The following is a 21,662-nucleotide window of genomic DNA, read 5'->3' as shown; positions in this document are numbered from 1 at the left end:
CTCTCTTTCAATGTTCTGCCCATCAAGTATAGCCAGGAGATGCGGTAGAAAAATGGAAAAGCCTTTACACAACTTTTCCACATTTTATATCATCATGTGCCGATTTGGCGATCGTCATTCACGGAAAGTGTCACCTTACATGAAAAACCGTGCAAAAAGAGAGGTGAGAACGGAGGCAAGGACGGGACCTAAAACCGCCCATATTTGTAAAAAGCGCTCTTGCTTTCTGCTTCTGTCTCCTTCGATCATCTGTGCCAAATTTTCTTTGTCCCGATTGTCGTTGTTCAGTAGCTGCATGATGATATCTTTCTCTTTGTTTGCTTTTTCTTCTCTCAATTTCAGCTCCGTCTGTAGCTTCGCGATCGCTTGCAACAAATCTATGCGTACGTCTTCCATGCGTTCTAATCTGTGTTCTATGCGTTCCAACCACTTTGTTGCGACTGTCATTTGTCCCTCAAGCTGGTCGATCCTCTCTTCGAATTTGTCCAGTTTCTGGTAGATGCGCTGCATTTGCAAGTCCATGTCTCTTTGGTTGTCCTGTTGCCCCGGCGTCATAGGTTCCACCTCCTCCGTCCTTTGTAATAATGGTTTATGTTGCGCAGTCAGCCATTGCTTGTACGGTTATCCCTTTCCTCTTCACCCGCAAGCAAAAAAGGCTGTGCACAGCGTTTTTCCAAAAAGCTGGGTTTTCGGCTACAATAGGGGGATGACCGATTGCCATTTGCTTTGGCGAGAAGGAGGAACTTATGAAAGCCTTGCTGGAAGTCAACAACGTAACGGGCGGCTACTCCCCGAGCCGTGCCGTCATCCAAAATATTTCCTTTGATATTCATGCTCACGAAATCGTCGCCTTGATCGGACTGAACGGAGCAGGGAAAAGCACGACGATTAAGCATATTCTGGGTCTTTTGCAGCCGCTGGAAGGCTCTATCCACATTGCAGGCCAAACCTTTCAATCCGATCCCGACCACTATCGGCTCTCTTACGGCTACATCCCGGAATCTCCCATCTATTACGAGGAACTGACACTTTGGGAGCATATCGAGCTGATGGCGATGAGCCACGGTTTGACAAAAGAGCAGCTTGACCAGCGAGCTTCCGTCCTGCTCAAAGAATTTCGCATGGAGGAAATGAAAAACCGTTTTCCGCAGCAGTTCTCCAAAGGGATGCGGCAAAAATTGATGATCATGATGGCGCTTCTCGTCCAGCCGCCTCTGTATATCGTCGACGAACCGATCCTTGGTCTTGATCCGCTCGGGATACGCTCTTTGCTCACCTGGCTGGAGCGCTGCAAGGAGCAAGGGGCTGGCATCCTCATGTCTACACACATCTTGGCGACCGCAGAGAAGTATTGCGATCGTTTTATCCTGCTCCACAAAGGACAAATCAAGGCCCAGGGCACGCTTGCAGAGCTTCGCCAGTTCACAGGTCTGACCAACCATTCGTTGGATGACATCTACTTACATATCGTAGAGGATGAAAAACAGTGAAGATGGATATGGAGCAGCTGTTTCAAAAAAGATTGCACGCCTTTTCCACAGAGTTCATCAAATACGCGCAATACATGGCCAATGGCGGTGTCTTGTTTGTCGCCGTTTTCCTTGCCGGATTGATCTCCATGTACTACCGCAGCATAATCGAACTGATTCCGGCCTGGTTTCCACTCGTCCACGCACTGGCACTGGTTATGGCCATCGTGGTGACGCGCAGTCCGCACCGCACCTTTTTGCTGGAAGCAGACCTGATTTTCCTCACTCCGCACGAGACGCGGCTCGCTGGCTATTTTCGCCGGGCGCAGGTCTATAACTTTTTCGTCCAAAGCGTGGGACTGTTTGTGCTGGTTCTCTTGCTCTTCCCTATGTACACAAATGCTGCGGGAGCGGACAAAATACAGCTCTGGCTGTACTGGCTGATTCCGTTTTTGCTGAAGGGCTGGAATGTTCACAGCAGCTGGATTTTTTTGCGCCTGCCTGCCGTCCAAGCACAGCGCCTGTTCTTTGCCGCCCGCTTTTTGCTGTCCTATCTGATTCTTGCCTGGATTTTCAGTGCGGGGCAATTTCTCACTTTTGGATATGTGCCTTGTGGGGCCGTCCTTAGCGCCCTTTTGCTTGTCTGGCTCCATCGGCAAATGCGCAAAGTGCAGGCCCAGCATCCGCTCAAATGGTATCGGCTGCTGGCGATGGAAAACGGGTTGCGTCAGCGGTTTTATCAGATCATGAACAACTTCCGGGACGTTCCTGCCTTGCAGCATCAGGTGAAGCCGCGCTTTTGGCTGACCCGCCTGGCGCAGCTTCTGCCTTACAGTCCGGCTCATACGGCGCGTCATTTGTACGCCCGGACGTTCATTCGCTCCGGGGATTACGCCGGGATTTACGCCCGCCTCGTCTGCCTGGGCATCATCGTCATTCTCGTCCTGCCGAACCTGTACGCCAAAGCGATTGCTGCCGCTCTCTTGCTGCTGATGACAGCAAGTCAGCTGGGCGGCATCTGGCGACAACAAGGCAAGCGAGCCAGCCACCAGCTTTTCCCTGTTCCGCCTTCCGAGCAAAAGCGCGCATTTGTCTGGCTGCGCTCGACCTTGCTGCTGTTTCAGGGCGTCGTGCACATCGCCGTACTTTTGTGGTAACCAGCACCTTTTCGCTGCCAACAAAAACAGCCCTTCGCTTGGCAAGAAAGCCAGTGCGAAGGGCTGTTTTGTTTCGGGCAAAGCTTACAAGCGGAACGTATCCACTTTTCTGCGCAACTCCTGGATGCTTTCGGTAACGTCCTGAATTTCGACGACAAACTGGTCCACGTTGCCGCTGACGTCATGAATTGTAGCCGACACCTCTTCGGTCGCAGCGGCTGTCTGTTCGGAAATCGCCGTTACGGTCAATACGGATTCGTTCACCTTGTTTTGACCGTGCTTCATGGTTTCAACGCTTGCAATCACATTGGCCAGCGAAGTTTTGAGCGTGTTCGTCATCGTGGACAGCTCGGTGATTCCTTTTGCCACCGAATCGAGGCGCTGTGTTCCGGCATTGTAACGGTTCAAAGTTCCGTTCGTTTTTTCGGCTGCCTGCTTCACCTGATCCTGGATGTCCTTGATGCTCTCCTGAATGACCAGCGTTGCCGCTCCTGTCTGCTCAGCCAGTTTGCGCACCTCGTCTGCAACCACGGCAAAGCCGCGACCTGCTTCCCCGGCCCGGGCGCTCTCGATGGCAGCGTTCAGCGCGAGCAAGTTCGTCTGTCCTGCAATTTGCTGGATCGTTTCAATTACGTCATTGATTCGGCGCGATTTTTCCTCCAAAATCATCATCGTGTTTTGGACATCGTGGAACTGGTTGTTCGTTTCCGTTCCGTCAGCCAAAAACTCCTGCAATACTGTGTAGCTGCTCTGGCCGATGTCAGCTACCTGGTTAGAGACAGCATCCATCGCTTCGATCGCGCTGTTCAGCTCGGACAGCTCGCTCAAAAATTCTTGAACCGTTTGCACGGTAGTTTCCATCGCCGTTGCCGTTTGTTCATTGCCAGATGCGATCTCCTGGCTCGTAACCACGATATTTTTATTTTGCTCGCGAACAGAGGAAGCGCCTTCCCGAATGGAAACAGCCATATTGTCGATGCGCTCTGTCGTCTCCTTGACGCCGCCGATAATTTGGCGAAGCTGTGTTGTCATCTCGCTAAAAGCGACAACGATCCGGCCGATTTCATCATTTCGCTTCGTGACGGCGATCTTCGCGTCTGTCAAATCGCCTCCAGCGATCCTCGCCGAGGCTTCCTGTACGATTCCCAGCGGACGCAGCATTCTTTTCACCACGAAGTAGACCGCAATCAAAGCGACTATCGTCACCGCCGCCATGGAAATAATGATGCGCGGCATCGTTTCACTCAGTACAAGCTCGTTGATCAGCTCGACCTTTTCCGCAGCGGTATCGACACCGAGAATAGCCATAACTTGCCCGGACTTGTCCTGGATCGGTGCAAACGCACTCAGATACGAACCGTAAACCGGATCATTGACGATGGGCGTATTGCTCGTTCCGCCTTGAAGCACGGGCGCGATGTCTGCAAAGGTGGTCGAAGTCGTAGGCTGTCCGATCGTGAAGCTATCCTCGACCATGCCGTCCGCCATGATTTTGACCTTCTCTCCATCTGCCTGGAGAATGTATACGTATAGCGCTCCCGTCTTGTCCATGTACTCTTTCAGCGTCTTTTGGATGGACATGTACTCGTCATTTTTCTCGGGCTTGGCCAAGAAACTGGCGAGCTTCTCTGTATCGATGCCTGCCGCTACATGCATCGCGGTTCCAATACTTGAGCGTGAAAGCGTCCGTTCGATCGTGGTTGCGCTGTTTTGATTGATCATGAAGACGTTGACTGCCATCGTCAAAACGACAATCACAGCCACGAGCGCGACCACCCGACTAGCCAAGCTCTTGTTCATCCTTTCTCACTTCCCCTTTTCTCTGTACGATAGATTAATAGATCGATAATTCCCCCACAGAAGTTTCTTCAAACAAAAAACGCCTCAAAGGGCGCTTTTGTACTGAACTCCCTATTTGTCTTATCGACAAAAAGGAGCCTATTTATTAACTGAATATGACCCTAATTTTGCCAAAATCATGAAACGATGGTTAGGAATATCCACATAGCCGATCGGCTCCATTTTCTTTTGCAAAGCAAGCAGCGCTTCCGCGTATTGCTCTACCGCGAAGTCGCGAATCTGCCATTCGATCGCCTTCAAATAGTAGACGATTGCCCCGACGTCATAGAAACGGGTGAAGCTCATTTCCTCTTTTTGCTGCAAAATGACAAAGCCTGCGTCCTGTAGCTCGGCGGCTGCAAAAGCCAGATTCCAGTGCAAATAATCGGGAGGAATCGGCGCTCCGAGCAAACGGTTCAACTCCAGGTTGTCCTGCCCGCCGACCTGCTGGGTTACGAACGTCCCGGTCGGTTTCAGCAAGCGCGACAGCTCACTCGGCAAATACGATTCATGACGATTGATGATCAGATCAAAAGTGCGATCCGCGAATGGCAGCACATCTTCTCCGTCCGCCTCGACCACCTCGATGCCCAGTGGCGCAAGATTGGCCCGGGCTACTCCTACGTTGGGCTGGTATCCTTCTGTCGCAAACGTTCTCGCCGGATGCGGCTGCAAGGAAGCGAGCAGTTCTCCCCCGCCTGTTCCCATATCGAGCATCGAGTCAATCCCGTTCATCAGCGCTTTGACGATACTCGCATAATTCCAGGTCAGCGGAGCTTCCTGCATTCTCCCTGTCTGGGTGAGCCGCTGAAAATTCCATCCGGCAAATGGCGCTTCTACCTCTCGCTTGAAAATCTCCCATGCTGTTCTTTGTTCCATGATTGATGTCTCCTCCTGTTTCTGTCGTTTGCCTCGAATTGGCTGGATGACGATGATCCAGGTGGAGAACGACAGCGTTCCGAGCGTTGTTATGTCTCGAAAAAGTCAAAAGACATGCCTTCTGCACTCCTTTCACTCACATGTATCCGTCCCGAGGCGGAGGGAAAATACTGCCCCAGTACGTTTGGCTGATCAGCGATGCTCTCTATCATGTAAGAATGGAACTGTTCACGGGAGGAATTATTTATGGCAGATTTTGCGGTGCTCGCCGGAACCCACCAAGGCTTGTTTCTCGTTCTGGTCCTCACGACACTCATCCCGGCCCTTATCGCCCATACGCTCGTCTATCAGCCAACCAAACGAGCGCTTGCAAGAAAGACCCGCTTGACTCTGCTGTTTGTCTGGATATCGCTGTCTGTATTCGCCGGACAACTGCTTTTGACCTGGGCGTATTTTCAATCATTCGGTTGGCTTTACATAAAGGACAAAACAATCGGCTTTCTCCCGCTGATCGCTGTCCCTGTTATTTGCGTGCTTTTTTTCTCGCTTCCCCGCTTGCTGGACCTGGCAGCAAAGCTGGGCAGATGCAGCAACAAGCCATCTTATATTGTCGATAATCCCGACATGTCTCTGATTGCGCAAGAGGTTGCTTCAGCAGACATGAGTCTTTTGCGGCAAGCAGACCCTTTTTACACTACAGATCATGAGCGGGTGGATGAACATCTCCGAAAAATGGTTTCGGCGCCTGAACTGATCGTTCCCTTGCAGCTTGCCGTTCTGGGCAGTGTCACAGCCTGCTACCTGCAGCTTACCTTCCCTGCTGTCACGCTGGAGCCATCCACGCTGCTCGTCGCCTGGGTGGTAATGGTGGCTGCCACCTCAGCTCTCTGGATCGTTCAATCATGGCAGCAGCAGCGTTGCTCCCACCCCGGAGAATGGAAGCGCCCTGCGCCGCTTTTTCGTTTTTTGCGGGCAACGGGTGTATTCATGGTCCTGTCCACCGGACTTGTCGCGTTTGGCAGTCAGGCCCTTCAAGCCAGCCTGCTTCCGGAACAGTTCAACATGACCAGTCACACGAACGTCGATACTGGGCTAAGCACAAAGCAACTTGCCCACCATTCGCACGCTAGTCATGCGCCGGACAGCGGCACTGCGCCCTCGTCGAATGCCAAAACGGTCAGCGTAGCGGACTTGACCGGGCCGCGTGCGGGCACGGCAGATCGAAAATTCGCATTGACGGCACAAAAAGCGACGATTCGGCTGCCTTCCGGAAATACGCTGGAAACCTGGACCTTTAACGGGCAATACCCCGGGCCAGAGCTGCGGCTCAAGCAAGGCGAGCTGGTTGAGATCGTCCTGGAAAACAAAGATATCGCTGATGGCGTCACCATTCACTGGCACGGTCTGAACGTTCCCAACGCCGAAGATGGCGTAGCCGGAGCGACACAGGACGCTGTACTTCCTGGCGAAAAGCACGTCTACCGCTTTCGCGCCGAGCAAGCCGGAACCTTTTGGTACCACTCGCATCAGCAAGCCTCTGTCCAGGTGCGAAAAGGGCTTTTTGGCGCTATGGTGATTGAGCCTGCTGCCAATGCAAATGCATCTCGGTCAGAGCCTGCCATCCGCGATCTTGCCCTCATTCATCACAAACCAAAAGGAGAGGGACCGACGCTGAATGGCGCAGACATGCTTGCCAAGCAAACGGTTGCCCCTGGTACTCCTGTAAGACTTCGTTTCATCAACGCGGAAAACCTGCCCGTCACTTATCAGCTCCTCGGCACTTCTTTTCAAGTGAGCGCCATTGACGGAAACGAAGTCAACGAGCCGAATTTGCTTGCCAACCAAGCGCTGAAGCTTGCTGCCGGAGGGAGATATGACGTCTCCTTTACCATGCCGAATCGCCCCGTCTTGTTCACACAAGCGACCCAAGGCAAAAACCGCGGCAAAGGATTGCTGCTCAGCCCGGACGGAGGCGATGCCTTGCCGAACCTGCAAGCAGACTTGCCGCTGTTCGATCCTGCTCGCTACGGCGCTCCGCTGCCTTTGCCTTTTGATCTCGCCACATCGTACGATCGCGAATACGTTCTGCTGTTTGATGTCGCCTTCGGGATGTACGATGGCCGCATCGACGGTCTGTGGACGATAAACGGCGAGGTGTTTCCCGACACGCCGATGATGCTCGTCCAGGAGGGCGACCTGGTGAAAATGACTTTCGTCAACCGCAGCTTCATGGATCACCCGATGCATCTTCACGGTCATCACATGCTCGTCCTCACACGCAACGGCAGACAGACTACAGGAAGTCCCTGGTGGACGGACACGCTGAATGTAGCGCCGGGCGAGACATACGAAGTCGCCTTTCGCGCTGACAATCCCGGCCTTTGGATGGACCATTGCCACAATCAGGATCACGCCGCGCTTGGCATGAGCATGCATCTTTTGTACGAAGGAGTAACCACTCCCTACGAAGCAGGTCGCGCTACCCGCAATCATCCCGAATAATAGAAGAAAAAGCAGCCTGGCCATGTACCGGGCTGCTTTTTCGCTGCTCACGGTTTGCTTCGACGTTTCTTCGCCGCGAGCAGCCTGTTGAGCGTATCATCCGAATCTTGCTGTTCCTCGCGGGACGGCGGCTGTTGTCCCGATACCGCTGCTGGTCTGTTTTTCAACGGTTCCTGCACGGTCTTGGCCGTGCCTTTTGCTTGGAAAGCAGTCAAATCACTGTCTTTGCGAATGTGCGCCGGGGCATCTGAACGCGAACGCTGGGTCGCGGAACGTCTGTCTGACAGCTGCGTCCATACCGTTTGCTGCGGCTGCGACCCGGCTGTTGCAGGCGATGCTGATCTGCGCCACAGGCCCGCGAGCCTTGTCCACCATTGATCGGGCAGTTGCAAGCGGCGCGCCGCAATATCTACTGGCAAAAGCAATGCCGCAAGCATCAACAGCCACTCCCCGATGGATTGCGTGTCCCACTTGGCGGGAAACGGACCGCCGTAGACTTCCTGCGGTTCGCTGATCTGTTTGCCGCCACCTGCGAGCAGCCAGGTGCGCAGCTCTGTTTCTCCATCCCGCGACATTCCGTATTCGGGAGAGTAAGATACGGTCAGTCCTGTCGTTTGACTCGCGAGTACGCGTCCCTGACTCTTTTCGGATATCTGGATCATGTACGTGCCGGGGTCTGCCGTCTCGAACTTGCCTTCCATAACCCCTGGGGCAATCGGTTTGAGCTTGATGATCTCCCGCTGCATTTTCTCGTTGAGGACAACCGCCTCCAGCTCTTGCGGCAAGCTTGCCCCGGCAGGCATCGTCACTTTTACACTGCCCGCAGCTCCGTCCAGGCTTGTCCGCGCTTTCCACTTTCCTTCCGCGATTTGCGGGAATGTCCAGGCGACTACCTCATTCCACAGACGGCCAGTGCCACCCCAACTCACCCAGTCAGGCGCCCATTTGCCTTCGAGATCGCTCGTCCAGACAACAGCGCGTCCCAGCCCGTACTGCCAGCGGGTCAAAATCGGGTCGTCATCCATACTCATCAGTGACGTCTCCGCTGTCTGTTTGGCTGTTGTCGCCACATACGCCCTTAGCGGCGGCAATGCCTGCTGCAAGCTCGGCCACATGCCGGCTCCTGTCACTTCGGGAATTTGCGGCTTTTCGACGATGAATGTCCGGCTGGCCAGTGCCGTCTCCTTGCTGAAAATTTTCGGAATCGATTCGGCGTCATTGGCAAAGTAATAGCGGCCATTGCCTGTTTTCGCGATCATTTCCAAAAGCGTATGATCCGCATCATCTCCCACCGCGACTGTCGACACCGTAATATTTTCGGAGGTCATTTGCTGCAATAGCCCCTGGTAGTCATCCTGCATGCCTGACTGTCCATCCGTCAGCAAAATCACGTGCTTGCGCTGCGTATTCATCTGTTTCACCCGATCGTACGCCAGCTGCAGCGCGGGGTAAATATCTGTTCCGCCATCGGCGCGAATGCGGCCGATTTGCTGGTGAATCTCTTCTTTGTTGGCGACGGTCTGCGGGGCAACCACTTCCCACGGATCACCGTCAAACGCGATGACTCCGATGGAATCTTGCTGATTCATCATGGTCGTAGCCCGAATCGCGGCTTCCTTCGCCAGCTCCATTTTATCGACACCTCTGGCATCTGAGCTCATGCTGCCGGATTTGTCGATCACCAGTTCCAGCCCGAGAGAAGGAAGCTGTTGTTTTCCGCGCAAATCCATATGCACCGGAAGCGCTTCTTCGATCGGCGTCTGGAACCAGCCGCCCATTCCGAAGCTCTCGCTTCCTCCGGTCATAATCAGCCCCAGCCCCAGATCGCGCACCGCTGTCCTCATGCGCTCCATGTCAGCGTCACTCATTTGGGTAGCGGACACATCGGACAACACGATCGTCGCGTATTGCTTGTAGCCCGCAAGCTCCTTGGGCAAAAGCGCAAGCTCGCGCTGTTCGACCTGCATCCCGCCTGCCCGGAGCGCCTGCACGAGATTTTTCGCCGCGCCCGGATGTCCTTCCAGCACGAGGACGACAGGCGCTCCGGCTACCTGGGTATAAGCCGTTGCCTGATTGTTCGCCTGAACGGTATCCTGGCGAGGCTCGATTTCCACCCGATAACGGTGAAAGCCTTGCTCCATCGCTTTTTGCGAAAAGACAAAGCGGTTTTTTCCTTTATCGATTTGCACCGTTTGCTGACCAGCTGCTCGGTTGCCTTCGTACAACCGCAGCGTCGCTTCTGTGGCAAGCGAACTCTCCACATCGACTGTGATCGCATACTCTTCTCCGGCGTACAACCTTTGCGGAACTTGCACAGACGAGAGAACGACTTCGTCTCCTTGCGGCTGCTGCAAGGACACAGCCTCTACACTGATGCCGCGTTCTTGCGCCAGCTTCGTTTGCCGGGAAGCATCGCCGTTCGTCGCGATTCCATCGGTGAGCAGCACGACTTTGCCTCTCGTGTTGCTCCCAATCATCGCCGCCGCAAGCCGTATTCCTTCTTCCAGATTCGTCGCGTTGCGGTTCACTTCGACTCCCAGCGGCGCAAGCTCTTCGCGCGATGTCAACGGCTGGTCGACAACGGCGTCAGCTCCGACGGCAACGACTGCATACTTGTCTTCCGCACGCTTTTGTCCGATAGCGTCTCGCAAAAACGAGAGCACCCGCGGATCGTCCTTCATCGAGGCTGAACGGTCCACGACAAAAACAACCGTCTTGGCTTGAACAGGCGTGAGCAGCTGCGTCCCTGCCAACGCGAAAATGAGCAGCGCGAACAAAACGAAACGAAGGGTGGCAATAACGGTTTTTCTGCTTGCGGGCATCTGCTTTTGCTTTTGCCACCATTGGATCACGAGGTAGGCAGCAGGCAACAAAAGCAGCAAAAGCCACGGCTGTGTAAAGTTAATACCCACGTTGGTACACCCTCCATTCCACAAGCAAAACCAAGAGCACAAGCGCTGCCAGCCAGTACGTCAACTCCCGCGTGCCTGTACCCGCTCTTTGCTGCTCTGCTTCGCCTTGTCCAGCCTGCGAACTGGCAACACTGAGCGTTTTTGGCGTAATATCCGACTCGCTCTCACTCAGGCGCACGGAAAAATACTTGCTCACAGCTCCCGCGTCCAATGTCTCGTCCAGTTTGTACAAGCCGATCTGCTCCGGCACCTGTATCGTCAAGACCGTTCCGTTTGCCTTGATCGCTTGCCGCTGACCATCGGGATACGTCAAGCTTCTCTCCGTTGCCCCCGGCGTGAGCGGAATACTCAGGCTCTCTCCCGGATGACTGGTGGCGATGGGTGCCGTTTGCGCTGGCGACAGCCAGTTCACAACATTTTGCATGAAAATGGGAAAAGCCGGGCGCAACGGAAAATCAGAATCGTGCAAGTCAAAAGCAAACACGACGATGCGCCTGCCGTCGATCACGCCTGCCTTGACCAAATCCGCGTCACCAGCTCGCACGAGTGTCTTCATCCCGGGCATTTCGCCTAAAACCGCCGCTTTGGCAATATGCACCTCGCGCCAATCCACGTATTTGAGCATCGGATCATCTGCGGAGACGGCTTGCGGTCCCTGCTCCAGCTCCTGCTCGCCTGCAAGCGGCAGCCAATCCGTTTTCCTGTCTGGCGCGATCAGCAAAATATTGCCCTGCGGCAGCTTGTCCGGCACTTCGCCGTCGAACACCCACAAATCGCGCGCCTCGGCATTCGGTCCGGGAGCGTTCTGAACGGTTTCCACCACCAGGCTGCCAACGGTCTGCATGACCTGATGCAAAAAGCGATTGCCCGCTGGAGTGTACAGCACGGCTTTTCCTTTGCTCGCCGCAAATGGCACGCTCCAGATTTCATTGTCTTGCGGCAAGCCGTCCTGCTCCGGCGCAATGACAGCGCGATAGGCAGTCGAGACAGGCAGCTCTGTGAACGAAAACGTCCCGGAACCTGCTGTCTCGATGGCAAACTGGTTCGTGTCCAGCAGCTTGCCTTTGTCATCAAAAATCGTGACGGTTCCTCGCGACTGGGCGCTGCCATGGTTATCGATGCGCAAAAGGGCTTCGACACCGTTTGGCCCGGCCTGTGTCACAAATGCGGCAATCGCCGCATTTTCACGCGTTCTCCCCATCTGCATGAAGCGAAAGCTTGCGGACGAGGCGGACAATGACTGGGTCGTCAGCTTGCGCTCCACATTGCCATCCCCGATCCAGATGACGCCGCTTCCCGGTTCATTCGCCGCGATCGCTCCCGCCAGCGACAGCGCAGACAGCGGGTCAGACGTTCCCATGTTGGCTGTCAGCTTTTGCAGCGCCGCTGTCAGCTCGGTTTTGTCGGCGCTTTTGGACGCCAGCACATTCGGCTCGCTCCCGGCGGCAATCACGGTCATCGTCTGAGCGCTGCCGAGCTTCTCGACCAGCGCCTTCGCTTCGGAGACGGCTCGTGACAGCCTCGTCTCTTCGCCCTCTTTTGCCAGCATGCTGCCTGATGTATCGACGACAAGCACGGTGTGGTCAGCCGTGATCCCTTCCGTTGGCATAGCTGGTCTGGTCAGCGCCAGAACGAGCAAGCATGCCGCCAGCAGTTGCAGGAACAATAGCAAGTTGCGCCGCAGCTTTTCCCATGGCCGCACCGCTTCCCAGTTTTGCAACGTTCGCTGCCAAAGCAGCGTGCTCGGCACGACGCGATCCTCTACTTTTCTTTTGAGCAGGTAGAGGACGATGATGGCCGGGATGATCAGTGCAAACCAGATGCTGGAAAGTCCCATCCACTGCATGAAGTCTCTCTCCTCTCTAGCGAATCATGCCCGCCTGCCGAAATACGTGAAAGACGACCGATTCCAGCGATTGCTCCGCTTCGATCTCTGTGTAAGCGATGCCTCTTCCGTAAGCAAAAGCAGCCAGCTCCTGGCGAAAATCGCGCAAGCTTTTCGCGTACTCGGCCAGCAACAAGGCAGTCATCGATGCTTCTTTTGCCTGTCCGGTCTCGGCGTCGATCAACCGCAGCTCGCCTGCGTAATCCGGCTGCCGTTCCTCCTGGGAAAGTACCTGTACAAGCGTCACCTCTTGCCGCGCCGCCTGCAAGTAGGCCAGCCCTTCCGCGTAGCCGTCCGGGAACAAAAAATCGGAAAGCACGATCGAAATACCTGCTTTGCCGCGAACTGCTCCAGGCTGGCGGAGTGCGCCATGCAAATCCCCCGGGCCGCCTTCCCCGATCGCCGATAAAAAGGAAAGCAGCCGATGCGCCTGACCTTTGCCCTGCAACCCTTGCAAGGACGCTACGATGCGGTGATCGAATGCGTAGACGGATACGTGATCGAGGTGGCACAGCGACAAGTACCCCAAAGCCGCGGCAATCTGCACCGAGCGCGACAGCTTGCTCGGCTGCCCGTAGCCCATGGAGCGGCTACAATCGATATACAAGCTCACGTGAAGCTCGGTTTCATCCAAATACTTTTTCAAAAACAGCTTGCCGGAGCGCGCATACGCATTCCAATCCAGCTGGCGCAAGTCGTCTCCCGGCACGTACGCCCGGAAGTCGGCAAACTCCATCGAGCTGCCCAGCTGTCTGGCCCGTCTCTTTCCCGCATGGCTGCCGCTGACGGCTTTCCTGGTGGCAAGCTGCATCCGTTCCAGTCTGGCAAGCCATGCCGGGTCAAGCAGGTGCTGACTCATGCTTTCTGCCCCGACAGCGCGTCCAAAATATCGCGGATGATCTGATCGGCCCGCACTCCGCTCGCCTCGCCTTCAAAATTGAGGAAAATGCGATGGCGAAGGGCTGGCAAAGCTACCGCTTCCACGTCCTCGTAGGCGAGATTGTAGCGCCCGGAAAGCAGCGCCCGCACTTTTGCCAGGGAGACGATTGCCTGCACCCCGCGCGGCCCTGCCCCGTTTCGCACGTACTGATTGACAGAAGCGACAGCCCGCTCGCCAGGGTGAGTCGCAAGCAGCAAGTTGACAGCATAGTCCAGCACCGCATCTGCCACCAAAATGTCGCGGGCGGCCTGCTGAATTTGCCCGATTTGCTCGCCGGATGCCACCTTTTCTACCGGAATCGCTTGCCCGGTCGTCGTGCGCTGTACGATTGCCTTCAGTTCGTCAGCTGTCGGGTACGGCACGTCGATTTTCAGCAAAAAGCGGTCCATCTGGGCCTCGGGCAGCGGATAAGTCCCTTCTTGCTCCAGCGGGTTTTGTGTCGCCAAAACGAAGAACGGCGCAGGCAGCGGTCGAGTGACGCCCCCTGCGGAAACCGTGCGCTCCTGCATCGCCTCAAGCAGCGCGCTCTGCGTCTTCGGTGTTGCCCGGTTGATTTCATCGGCGAGTACGACATGGGCAAAAATCGGTCCGTGCTGGAACTGGAACGACTGCTGCCCCGTCTCGTCCACGAGAAGAATGTTTGTCCCTGTAATATCAGTCGGCATCAAATCAGGAGTGAACTGGATGCGTTGAAAAGACAGTTCAAAAGCTTGCGACAAAGTTTTCACGAGCAGCGTCTTCCCCAGACCGGGTACGCCCTCCAAGAGAGCATGGCCTCCCGCGAACACCGCCCACAAAAGTTGCTCGACGACGTCTTTTTGTCCCACCAATACTTTTCCGATCTCTTGTCTGACTAGCTCTACTCTCTGCAAGCAATCTTCTAGCGTTTGCTGTGCCATAGCCGCGCCCTCCTTTTCTAAGGCTCAATTTTGCTGAAATAGTCTTTGACGATATCTTGATAGTCGCCGGGAATCGTGCCTTTTTCCATGCTCTCGCGGGCGAACTGCTCGTACTGGCCGTACACTTCCTCATACGGCAGCGTTCCGCCGGAGGTCACCTGTGTCTGGCTGCTTTGCTGCGACTGGGAAGGACCTGCTCCCAAAGGGCCGCCTACCGTTTCGGAAGGGCCATTTTCCCCGCCGATGCGGCTGGTCGGAATCGTGACCAGCTCGTGCTTTCCTGCGCCCAGTCCGCCTCCCGGCCCTTGACCGTTTCCGTTTCCGCTTCCGCCGCCTGCTCCGGCGCCATTTCCCGAACCATTTCCCGCACCGTTCCCGGCACCTTTTCCTGAGCCGTTGCCTTGACCTGCTCCTGTGTTGCCGTTTGCAGGCGGATTCGCCTGATTCGTCTGATTGGCCGCAGCGTTCGCATTGGCTGACGCTCCGCTGCCCGTTGCTGCCTGGTTGTTTCCCGGGGTAGTCGACGCAGGGACTGCCTGGCCTGCTCCGGTTCCACTCGCCCCGTTATTGCTTCCGGCAGCTGCGGCGCTTGCCAGCGTCATCTGCGACTGATTGAGCGAAGCTGCCGCCTGGGAGGCCGCGAGCATCGCCTGCTGGGACTGCTGGGTTGCTCCCATCGCTTGCAGCAGGCTGTTTTCCAGCGCCTTCATCGCTTCCGGGTCTTGCCCGGCTGCGATTTCCTTGGCGGCCTGTGCCAGTTGGTTGGCCGTATCCGCCAGCTCTTGCGCATTGGCGGATTCCGCATCCTTTTTCAACTGTTCTGCGGCTTTTTCCAGTTCCCGGGCCAGATCAGCCCGCTCCTGTTCTTTCATCTTTTCCAGCTCTTTTGCCATCTCGGCAAGCGCCGTTTTCAATGCTTCGCGATCGCTTTTGGCCAACGCGTCGGCCACTGATTTTGTCGACTTCTGGCTGCCGAGACTGCGTTGCAAGCTTTGCAGCGATGCTGTCTTGTTCTGCTCCGCTGCCCGCAGTTTTTCCAGCTGCTTTTCTGCCGCCCGCAGCGCGTTGAGCCGTCCGGCGGGATCGCCTGCTTTGGCGATGCTCTTCTTCGCTTGCTCCAGCATCTCTTCCAGCTGTTTCTTCTGAGCCTCGCTCAACCCTTCATTTGCTTTCGTTTTCGCCTTGATTTCCTCGATTTCTTTTTCCACCTTGGCGATTGCCTGTTTTGCCTGCTCCATCTGAAGAAGCCGCACATCTTGCGGATTGGGCCAAACCAGGAGCAGCAAGCACAGCAAAAGCAAACCGCCTGTGACGAACAACCTGTTTTTCAGCCCGGCCCAAACGCGAATGCTCTCGATAATATCCGGCAAGTTTTTGCGCAAATGCCGCAGCGCATCTTCCCGCTGCATGACCGCGACGGAGGAGGTGCTTTCGCGATGCTCCCACGCCGTTTCCACACGCTGGGCAAGCCCGTTGCCGTCTGCCGCCTGCGCACTCTTTTGCCAAGTCGTTTGTCGCCACTTCGTGCTCATCCAGCCAATCGCCAGCCCTAGAGGAAACATGGCTACCGCCAGCCACGCGTAATACGGGATCGGCCAAAAACGGGCAGCGAGGAGAAGCAGTCCGCTTCCCCCCGCCCCCCACAAGCCGTACAACGTGATTTGTTGGATCAGTACCTGGTTTTGCAGCTTTCTGCGCACTGGCTTCAGCAGCGACTTCAGCTCATTGTCCGGTTTCGCGGTAAACATGGCTTACTGCTCCCCGGCTGACGCCTTGCGCTTCCGTCCGCGCACAGGCTGGATGAAGTAAATCGCAAGCAACAAGCAGACAACAGTCAATCCCCCATAAAACAGGCAGTAATTCCAAAATGGATCGACATTCGCCCAAAAGCTCTGGGCGTTGGTGAAGCTGCTCAAATCCTGGACAGGCCCTTCTTCAAAAATGTTCAGCATGGCAAACACCGGATTGATGCTGTGCAACAGATCGGGCCAGATGGAGTTCGGCGGAGAAGTCACCTGATTCATCCGATTTTGATAACGGATGAACTGGCGAATAATTTCCGCCAGCACGCTTGTGCCGATCGCCACACCGAATACGACTGCATAACTGACGACCGTGGCAATTCCCGTCCGTTTGATCAAGGTCGATATAAGTACGCCGATGCTGCCGACTACCAGCATGGTAACGACGTAGAAGCCGAACACTTTGATCAGTTGCAGCGGAGACACCCCGCCATACAAAAAGACAATCGCGTACAGCGGGATGGTGGCGAACACGAGAAACATCATGAAGCTGAGCGAAGCCAGCCATTTTCCCAAAATCAGCCTCGTGGCGCTTATGTTTGTCGTCAGCAGGATGCTCAGCGTCTGCCGTTCGCGCTCTCCCGAGATTACGCCGGCGGTCAGACCCGGAACGAGAAAGCCGATCATGCCGAGTTGAAAGATCGACAGCATCATGAACAGCTCCCGCGTCTCGCCAGGCTTGTAGTAGCTACCGCCATTCGTCATGAAAAAGATGGCGAGCAACGTCATAGTTCCCAACACCAGCAAGTAAAACAAAATGATCCACGGGGCGCGGTTCGTCCGCATCCGCAATTTCCATTCGTTGAATAACACAGGGTTGCGCAATCTTCTCAGGACGTTCATGAGCCCACCCCTTTCGTAATTTCCAAAAAGATGTCTTCCAGATCGCCCACCGCTTCGTTGAAGGCTGCCACCGGATAACCAGCTGTCGTCAGTTCCCGCAACAGCTCCACCTGCTGCTCGTCGTTTCCGGCAAACCCGGCGACAACCCAGCTTCCTTCGCGCGTTACGCTCGTGATCACAGGCATTTCACGCAACCGCGTCATCGCTTCCTCAAGCTGGCCAGTCAAGCGAATGCGCAGCACGCGCTGCTCCTGCATTTTCGCGTAAATCTCATCGACTCGTCCAAATGCGACGAGATTCCCTTCTTCAATCACCCCGATGACATCGCACATCTCTGCCAGCTCAGGCAAAATGTGCGAGCTGATGATGATCGTCTTCCCCATATCGCGCAGTTCCTTCAAAATCTCGCGCAGCTCGATCCGCGCCCGCGGGTCCAAACCGGAGGCGGGCTCGTCGAGAATCAGCACTTCCGGGTTGTGCACCAGGGAGCGGGCCAGCCCAAGCCGCTGCTTCATCCCCCGCGACAACGAATCAACGTACGCGTCGCGCTTGTGGCTGAGATTGACCAGATCGAGCAGTTGCGGAATGATCTGTTTTCTTTCCGCAGCCGGAATATCGTAGTTCGCACCGTAAAAGTCCAGGTACTCCTCTGCCGTCAAGTTGTCGTAGACGCCGAAAAAGTCCGGCATGTAGCCGATCAGTTTGCGGACTTCCTTCGGGTGACTCGTCACCTCATAGCCGCCCACGTACGCTTTGCCGCTCGTGGGGGCAAGCAAGGTAGCCAAAATGGACATGGTCGTAGATTTTCCTGCCCCATTCGGACCGACGAAACCGAAAACCGTGCCCTTTTCAATGTCCATTGTCAGGCCCTTCAACGCCTGCATTTTCCCGTAGCTCTTTTGCAAATTGCGAATTTGGATCACTGCTGGCTCACCTTCCCTTCCACGCTCACATTCGGAATGCCGATATGGCGTTCATCAGGCAGCTGATGGGCAAACTTGATGCGCATCATGCCTTCTGCCGACACATACAGGGCAGCTTTGTCGCCTGACATGACGGTGTTGTTGAACGCTTTTTCAAACGGCTCGTAAGCTTTTGCCTTCCAGTTGTACACTTCCTTGGAAAATGGCGTGTTGTCATCCGACCAGGTGTACAAATACACGTTTGTGATCTTCAGCTTCTTGTTTTCCTGACTCAGATTGAAGTCAAAGGTAATGTCTCCTGCCGGCAAGCGGTAGCCGTCCCCTTCATCGCCAACCGGAACGGAGCTGCCCGACATCGTGACATCGAATGTACCTGTCGGATAGTAGACATGTCCGTCTTTGGAAGGCTGCACCTTCAGTTCGGAAGTAATTAGTGTAAGGCTCTCCAGCTTGGTGTTTTCGTTTTGCACGACAGCATCGACAACCGACTGATTGGTCCAGCCTGCGATTCTCACGATTTCGTTCTGATTGTTTCTGCGATCAGTCATTTCCAGCATTTCGATCATGACTTGCTCACGCGTCTGCTCTGTTTGAATGGAGCGCAGATGCGCAGGCAGCGCCGTCGTAGCGTACGATTGACGATTGCTCCATCTCGCCTGGGCTGCTGGCTGGAACGGCAGATTGACTTCAATGCTTGCTCCAGGTGCCAGCTCGCTAATTTCCTGCACTTGGTTACCGGAAAAAATCGTCAAATCGCGCAGGGCAAACTTGGTCTTGTTCGTAACCGTTCCTGTTAAGGCTCCTTCTTTGTAAGACAAGTTCGACTCAAAGCTGCCTGCATCGGAAATCGTATGCTCTGTCGCCACTTTGCGCGTCGACCAAAATTCTACGTCGCGGAACTGAATATCCGTTTGAACCGCCTGGGTGGAAGTCCAGATTTTAGGAATCACATCTGTCCGCTCCCGATCTGCAAGCGGTTGGGCTTGTCCTTGCCCTTTTACAGTCAGGCGATACTCACCGTTTCTTGGCACAAAAAAGGAGGTAAGCCCGTTTACTTTTGCCTGTCCATCGTTTTGCAGCTGGACGAAGCTCACTTGATGGACGAGGACGCCCGTACCACGCTGCAAAGCGCCAAACGAGAAAATCCCGATCCCCGTGAGAATCGCCAAAGCTGGCACGATGCCCCACATGTAGCTTTGTTTGCGCCATGCCCGCAAAATGAAAAACAAAATAGGTCCGGCAATCAGGGCATATATCCCGAACAACAGGGCAAACCAGCTTACTTCCGGAATTTTCAGGTCCGGATTCATATCTGATGCTTCGCGCAGCGGCCAAATGCCGTCAAGCGAAGACGACTTGAAGTCGCCGAGCGAGGAACCAAACGCTTTGATTAAAAGGTCAGACCAGAAGCGGCTGTTCCCGGCCCAGCTGGCGACAGGCTCCTCCGCCAGATCGTAGGCTGCGTACAGCACTTTGCCCTCCCCTACGTTATGTACGACAAACAGCGGGATTGTTCCCTCGCTGTACAGCACTTTCCCGGCTTTTACTGTACCGTTGCTGACCGTAAACGGAGCCGTCAGCTCAACGGGCTTCGTTTTATCCGTCTTCAAGTTGGCCAGCGAAGTCACGCTCGTAGTCCCGGTCACTTCCACAGGAGAAAGGTCAGCGAGCGCTCCTGCGGTTTTCTTGTACTGGGCACCACCTGCCAAAACGAGCTTGCCCCCGGCTTTTGTCCAGTCGCGTATCGCCTGAATTTGCTGCTCATTCAACGAATCCAGGGCAAAATTGTTCAGGATCAGCATGTTGAGCATTTGCAGCTGCACGCCCGAAGTCGGAACATTCTCCGGCTTCATCGGCACTGCTTTCGCCGAATTCGGAAACATATCCCGCGGCAGCGCCGAGAGGAAATTCGCGGTATCTGCGTTTTGCCCCAGCACCCCGATCATTACCATATCGTTACTGTAGCTTTGACCATTCAAGGGCGCTTGCGCTACGATCTTGTCGTTTACCATCATGGCTACATACGTACTGTTGTACAGCTCTGAACCAGGCACCATGATCGTTACTTGCTTGGTCACGCCTTTGGCTATCGACACTGGCTGGTAATAGGCGGCGGAATACTGGTTGTTCCCTCTGTTCCCCGTCGCTACCATCAGGTTGCCTTCCGTATCGGCGCCTCCATTTGTTACAGTCACCACAATCGGCACTTGCCCTGCTTCCTTGTACGCGCCATCGATCCCTGCGCTCACCCTCAGCTGGATCGTGCCCTCTGCCAGAGCGACCGCCCCTTGGTGCACAGGTCCCAACACCAGCAGCAACAGGAGCGCGAACATGGAAAGCAGCCATCGCTTGCCCTTCACCATTTTCATTCCCTCAATACCTCCATGGTCAATTCGTTTGCAGTCTATTCGTCTTTTTCATACAAATTAAGACGCGATTGACGGGAAAAAAGCTACAGTTAATTTTGCAAAGGGGAACGATTGGCCTTCATCGCAGGTGGAGTGTATGCAATAAGCTGCCCCGCACGGAAAGGAGGCAGCTTTTCGTCTCATGCTTCGACTCTGGTTGTGTCGTACTCGGAATCGCGAATCCGGGTCGGATCGAACATGTCCGCGATTGCCTGATGCACATGCGCCGGATGCTCGGCAAGCCTGTGGCACAAGTACAAGTACCACTCGGTTCCATACGTCAAATACACCCGCACGGGCAGCCCCTTTTTGCGCAGCTCGCGGGCCAATTCGGGCCGCACGCCGTAGAGCAGTTCCAGTTCCACATTCGGCCGCTGCAAGTAACCTCGCTCACAGAGGGCAGCCACAATCGCCTGGTCATGCGTTGCCAATGCGCACTCGTGACCAGCCTCCACGCACCGCTCAGCCAGTTGCAAATACCGCTCGTTCAGCTCCGGCGACCTCGGCAGCGCCAGTTGTTGCGGCTCCTGGAACGCTCCTTTGACGAGGCGAATTTTTCCCGGCAGATGCAGCAGTCGCTTGAGATCGTCCACGGAGCGGTGCAGATGGGCCTGAAGCGTGATGCCTACGTTAGCGTGGCGCTCTGTCAGGCGCTCGTACATTTGCAAAATCGCCTCGGTCTTCTCTGACTCTTCCATGCTGATCATCAAATACTGCCCGTGCGCTTTGGCGCATTCCGCCATTTCCTTTACGTGTTCCAGCGCGGTCTTCGGCTGAATCAACAGCCCCAGATGCGAGAGATCAAACGAAATGTTGGCAGCGGTGTCCAGCCGGGAACAGTCTTTCGCTACCTGCAAAAATTCCCGCTTGGCAAGCTGTGCCGTTGCTTCGTCCAGCGTATTTTCCCCGATGTACTCGATGGATGTCTGATAGCCCCACTGCTTTAATCTGGCGGCAACATGCATCGCTTCTTCACGAGTCTCGCCTGTTACATAGCGCTTCGCGGCGGATAAAAGCAGCTTGTACAACTGGGGTGTGCTTTGGACAAATTGCTTGATGCTCTCATCCCGGGCGATTGTTTTCAATACGTGGGCAGTCTGCTTTTCCTGGTTGTTCACATGCACTCTCTCCTTTGACTGGGCAATCTTCTCTTCCCTCACCCTAACATGATAAGCTGGAGACGATCAGATCCAGTTTGGGCCTG

The 21,662-nt window shown here is 55.2% G+C and carries 15 protein-coding genes; 3 read left to right on the top strand and 12 right to left on the bottom strand.

The genetic code is table 11. The annotated features are described in order from the left end of the window. Positions 1–135 precede the first annotated feature (135 nt). A complete protein-coding gene (locus IRJ17_RS08620) occupies positions 136–522 on the bottom strand; it encodes a hypothetical protein (protein ID WP_229049749.1) in 387 nt (128 codons plus the stop codon). Positions 523–746: 224 nt separating this feature from the next. On the opposite strand from IRJ17_RS08620, the gene IRJ17_RS08615 reads away from it, so the two are divergent. Both IRJ17_RS08615 and IRJ17_RS08610 read left to right on the top strand, forming a co-directional pair. Next, entirely contained in the window at positions 747–1,490 is a 744-nt protein-coding gene (locus IRJ17_RS08615) for an ABC transporter ATP-binding protein (RefSeq protein WP_063230827.1), read from the top strand. Between the two features lie 2 nt (positions 1,491–1,492). After that, positions 1,493–2,626 carry an ABC transporter permease gene (locus IRJ17_RS08610; protein WP_217365106.1) on the top strand — a complete coding sequence of 378 codons (1,134 nt, stop codon included), beginning with the start codon at positions 1,493–1,495 and terminating at the stop codon, positions 2,624–2,626. Between the two features lie 84 nt (positions 2,627–2,710). Here the strand turns inward: IRJ17_RS08610 and IRJ17_RS08605 are convergent, their stop codons facing one another. After that, positions 2,711–4,426: a methyl-accepting chemotaxis protein gene (locus tag IRJ17_RS08605; protein WP_122966375.1), complete on the bottom strand. Its 1,716-nt coding sequence runs from the start codon at positions 4,424–4,426 to the stop codon at positions 2,711–2,713. 138 nt (positions 4,427–4,564) lie between these two features. Further along, positions 4,565–5,344 (bottom strand): class I SAM-dependent methyltransferase, encoded by a 780-nt coding sequence (locus IRJ17_RS08600; protein ID WP_173596652.1) that lies wholly within the window; start codon positions 5,342–5,344, stop codon positions 4,565–4,567. Positions 5,345–5,590: 246 nt separating this feature from the next. Between IRJ17_RS08600 and IRJ17_RS08595 the strand changes: the two genes are divergently transcribed. After that, positions 5,591–7,846, top strand: coding sequence for a multicopper oxidase family protein (locus IRJ17_RS08595; RefSeq protein ID WP_242774313.1), 2,256 nt, complete (start codon positions 5,591–5,593; stop codon positions 7,844–7,846). Positions 7,847–7,893: 47 nt separating this feature from the next. Here the strand turns inward: IRJ17_RS08595 and IRJ17_RS08590 are convergent, their stop codons facing one another. From IRJ17_RS08590 to IRJ17_RS08550, 9 genes are all read right to left on the bottom strand, one after another. Further along, positions 7,894–10,758, bottom strand: a complete 2,865-nt coding sequence (locus tag IRJ17_RS08590) for a VWA domain-containing protein (protein ID WP_242774305.1) — start codon at positions 10,756–10,758, stop codon at positions 7,894–7,896. Continuing rightward, complete coding sequence (locus IRJ17_RS08585) at positions 10,748–12,604, bottom strand: vWA domain-containing protein (RefSeq protein WP_242774303.1); 1,857 nt, start codon at positions 12,602–12,604, stop codon at positions 10,748–10,750. The genes IRJ17_RS08590 and IRJ17_RS08585 overlap by 11 nt, the downstream gene beginning before the upstream one ends. 16 nt (positions 12,605–12,620) lie before the next feature. Next, on the bottom strand, positions 12,621–13,502 hold the full coding sequence (locus tag IRJ17_RS08580; RefSeq protein WP_242774300.1) for a DUF58 domain-containing protein: 882 nt from the start codon (positions 13,500–13,502) through the stop codon (positions 12,621–12,623). Further along, a complete protein-coding gene (locus IRJ17_RS08575) occupies positions 13,499–14,482 on the bottom strand; it encodes an AAA family ATPase (protein ID WP_122966381.1) in 984 nt (327 codons plus the stop codon). The genes IRJ17_RS08580 and IRJ17_RS08575 overlap by 4 nt, the downstream gene beginning before the upstream one ends. A 17-nt stretch (positions 14,483–14,499) precedes the next feature. After that, positions 14,500–16,230, bottom strand: a complete 1,731-nt coding sequence (locus tag IRJ17_RS08570; protein WP_242774296.1) for a coiled-coil domain-containing protein — start codon at positions 16,228–16,230, stop codon at positions 14,500–14,502. 3 nt (positions 16,231–16,233) lie between these two features. Next, positions 16,234–17,127, bottom strand: coding sequence for an ABC transporter permease (locus IRJ17_RS08565; RefSeq protein WP_122966383.1), 894 nt, complete (start codon positions 17,125–17,127; stop codon positions 16,234–16,236). Beyond that, positions 17,124–18,050, bottom strand: coding sequence for an ABC transporter ATP-binding protein (locus tag IRJ17_RS08560; RefSeq protein WP_122966384.1), 927 nt, complete (start codon positions 18,048–18,050; stop codon positions 17,124–17,126). Before IRJ17_RS08560 ends, IRJ17_RS08565 begins: the two co-directional genes overlap by 4 nt. Continuing rightward, entirely contained in the window at positions 18,047–20,419 is a 2,373-nt protein-coding gene (locus IRJ17_RS08555; protein ID WP_242774293.1) for a DUF7408 domain-containing protein, read from the bottom strand. The genes IRJ17_RS08560 and IRJ17_RS08555 overlap by 4 nt, the downstream gene beginning before the upstream one ends. 179 nt (positions 20,420–20,598) lie before the next feature. Next, a complete protein-coding gene (locus IRJ17_RS08550) occupies positions 20,599–21,576 on the bottom strand; it encodes a proline dehydrogenase family protein (protein ID WP_217022180.1) in 978 nt (325 codons plus the stop codon). Positions 21,577–21,662 lie beyond the last annotated feature (86 nt).

It is taken from the genome of Brevibacillus parabrevis, assembly GCF_022701015.1.
GTDB classification, from domain to species: Bacteria; Bacillota; Bacilli; order Brevibacillales; family Brevibacillaceae; genus Brevibacillus; species Brevibacillus parabrevis.
Note: the sequence above shows the minus strand (reverse complement) of the source record. Positions and strands in the feature narration are given on the sequence as shown.

Bases quoted from the DNA above. Each gene is read 5' to 3' on its own strand.
- IRJ17_RS08620 (WP_229049749.1), bottom strand. From the start codon at position 522: ATGGACTTGCAAATGCAGCGCATCTACCAGAAACTGGACAAATTCGAA.
- IRJ17_RS08615 (WP_063230827.1), top strand. From the start codon at position 747: ATGAAAGCCTTGCTGGAAGTCAACAACGTAACGGGCGGCTACTCCCCG.
- IRJ17_RS08610 (WP_217365106.1), top strand. From the start codon at position 1,493: ATGGATATGGAGCAGCTGTTTCAAAAAAGATTGCACGCCTTTTCCACA.
- IRJ17_RS08605 (WP_122966375.1), bottom strand. From the start codon at position 4,426: ATGAACAAGAGCTTGGCTAGTCGGGTGGTCGCGCTCGTGGCTGTGATT.
- IRJ17_RS08600 (WP_173596652.1), bottom strand. From the start codon at position 5,344: ATGGAACAAAGAACAGCATGGGAGATTTTCAAGCGAGAGGTAGAAGCG.
- IRJ17_RS08595 (WP_242774313.1), top strand. From the start codon at position 5,591: ATGGCAGATTTTGCGGTGCTCGCCGGAACCCACCAAGGCTTGTTTCTC.
- IRJ17_RS08585 (WP_242774303.1), bottom strand. From the start codon at position 12,604: ATGCAGTGGATGGGACTTTCCAGCATCTGGTTTGCACTGATCATCCCG.
- IRJ17_RS08580 (WP_242774300.1), bottom strand. From the start codon at position 13,502: ATGAGTCAGCACCTGCTTGACCCGGCATGGCTTGCCAGACTGGAACGG.
- IRJ17_RS08575 (WP_122966381.1), bottom strand. From the start codon at position 14,482: ATGGCACAGCAAACGCTAGAAGATTGCTTGCAGAGAGTAGAGCTAGTC.
- IRJ17_RS08570 (WP_242774296.1), bottom strand. From the start codon at position 16,230: ATGTTTACCGCGAAACCGGACAATGAGCTGAAGTCGCTGCTGAAGCCA.
- IRJ17_RS08565 (WP_122966383.1), bottom strand. From the start codon at position 17,127: ATGAACGTCCTGAGAAGATTGCGCAACCCTGTGTTATTCAACGAATGG.
- IRJ17_RS08555 (WP_242774293.1), bottom strand. From the start codon at position 20,419: ATGAAAATGGTGAAGGGCAAGCGATGGCTGCTTTCCATGTTCGCGCTC.